At 60.0% G+C, this 1,679-nt stretch carries 3 protein-coding genes and 1 pseudogene; 3 read left to right on the top strand and 1 reads right to left on the bottom strand.

What is annotated here, in order from left to right:
• Nucleotides 1-300 (top strand): annotated as a pseudogene (locus tag ACH2EH_RS10815) (hypothetical protein); the annotation flags it as partial.
• Nucleotides 297-755 (top strand): MaoC family dehydratase, encoded by a 459-nt coding sequence (locus ACH2EH_RS10810; protein ID WP_395141555.1) that lies wholly within the window; start codon nucleotides 297-299, stop codon nucleotides 753-755. The pseudogene ACH2EH_RS10815 and the gene ACH2EH_RS10810, both read left to right, overlap by 4 nt.
• Here the strand turns inward: ACH2EH_RS10810 and ACH2EH_RS10805 are convergent.
• Nucleotides 747-1,217 carry a hypothetical protein gene (locus tag ACH2EH_RS10805; RefSeq protein ID WP_395141553.1) on the bottom strand — a complete coding sequence of 157 codons (471 nt, stop codon included), beginning with the start codon at nucleotides 1,215-1,217 and terminating at the stop codon, nucleotides 747-749. The genes ACH2EH_RS10810 and ACH2EH_RS10805 overlap by 9 nt on opposite strands.
• Nucleotides 1,218-1,235: 18 nt before the next feature.
• Here ACH2EH_RS10805 and ACH2EH_RS10800 point away from each other — a divergent pair.
• On the top strand, nucleotides 1,236-1,679 hold a 444-nt coding region (locus ACH2EH_RS10800), incomplete at its 3' end, for a hypothetical protein (protein ID WP_395141551.1).

Genomic DNA, 1,679 nt, shown 5'->3' with positions numbered 1-1,679 from the left:
TTGTTAGAGCTCCGGACTGGGCCGGGAAGTGTCGCCGTCAGCTCGACCAAGGGACACCACGGCCACGCGCTCGGTGCCGCTGGGGGCGTGGAGTTTGTCGCGACGGTTCTCGCGCTGGAGAGTGCCACCGCCCCGGCCAGTATCGGTCTGCAAGCTCCGGACCCGGCTTTTGCAGGAATCAACCTCGTGCAGGGAGCCGCCCAGCCTCACCCGATCCGCATCGCGCTCTCCAACTCCTTTGCGTTTGGCGGTAATGTCAGTGTTGTGGCCGTGGCCGCACCCGAAGTGGCGCTACCGTGACCATCATCCCCGATCTTGCTGCTTTGGCGGAGCGCGTCGGCGACGAAGTGGCGGTGAGCGAGTGGATTTGTGTGGATCAAGCGCGCATCCAGCGCTTCGCCGATGCCACCGATGACCACCAGTGGATTCATGTTGACCCTGAGCGTGCAAAGCAGGATTCACTCTACGGCACCACGATTGTCCATGGCTTTCTGCTTCTCTCGCTCTTGCCCGCCTTCTCCGCCAAGGCACTCTCGATCCAGAGCGGCTACAAAATAATCCTCAACTGCGGCGTCCGAGATGCGCGCTTTCTGCGCCCCGTGCCCTCGGGGGCCAACCTGCGCGCCCACTTCACTCTCCAGAGCCTGGAGCCCGTGCTGATGGGGAAAGAGGCTGTCTGGGCGCTCGTGCTGGAGCGGGAGGGCGAGCCCAAGCCTGTCGCTCAAGTCGAGTGGATCCTGCGCTATCTACGGTAGCAACGCAGTGATTGGCTCGTCGGTCTTCCTACGGCGCTTTTTCGGAGCCTCGCTCTTGCTCTCAAGCGCTTGCTGTTCTCTCTCCCACGCACTCATGCCTGCACCCTGATCTGAGAAAAAGGGAAGAAAGAGCTTGGTGCAGTCATCGACGAGCGCGATCAGGGCGATGTAGCTCGTGGAGATATGAAATGTCCCCTCAAACAGCGGAGCCACCCCACGCTGGCTTGCTCGTACAGGCTTGCCCTCACTGAGCCAGAAGGCATCCTCCATTGCGAGAAAACGCGCGGTATAGTTGCCACTTAGAATTGCTTCGTAGTGCTTTCGAGAGACGCGTCCGTACCGACACATCCCCGCCGCCTCCACATATACCCAGACGTCCTCACTCACACACTCAAATTGTTTCGCATCATTCATAGCTACAAACTCCACATCCCCTGTCGGAAACGGAACCACACGCGTCATTTTAGGGTAGACTTCCGTATGCGCGAAGCCCTCAAAATTATCGCTCTGACGGTTGGGCTTTCCTGTGCCTACGGCATTGCCCATGACCAGATTACGGCGCGGGTCTGCATCGAATACTTCACCATCGGCCACTTCTCTCCCGCCAATATTCCCTGGACACCGACCGTGCTCGGGCTCTATTGGGGTATTGTCGCCACCTGGTGGGTGGGGCTGATTCTAGGCATCCCGCTCGCTCTCTGCGCCTGCGTGGGTTCGTGGCCCAAGCGCTCTGCTCAAGAGCTTCTCCGTCCGCTTCTCTTACTACTGGCGATCACCTTTGCCTGCGCCATGACGGGCCTCGTTATCTCTCGCCTGACAAACTTTACCGCGCCGCCGCATCTGCTCCCCATGGTGCTCAACGATGACCAAGCCGCACGCTTCAGCGCCGATCTGGTGACGCACAATATTTCCTACGGCGTCGGG

It is taken from the genome of Armatimonas sp., from assembly GCF_043760365.1.
GTDB lineage: Bacteria > Armatimonadota > Armatimonadia > Armatimonadales > Armatimonadaceae > Armatimonas.
This window is presented reverse-complemented; position numbering and strand designations above follow the sequence as displayed.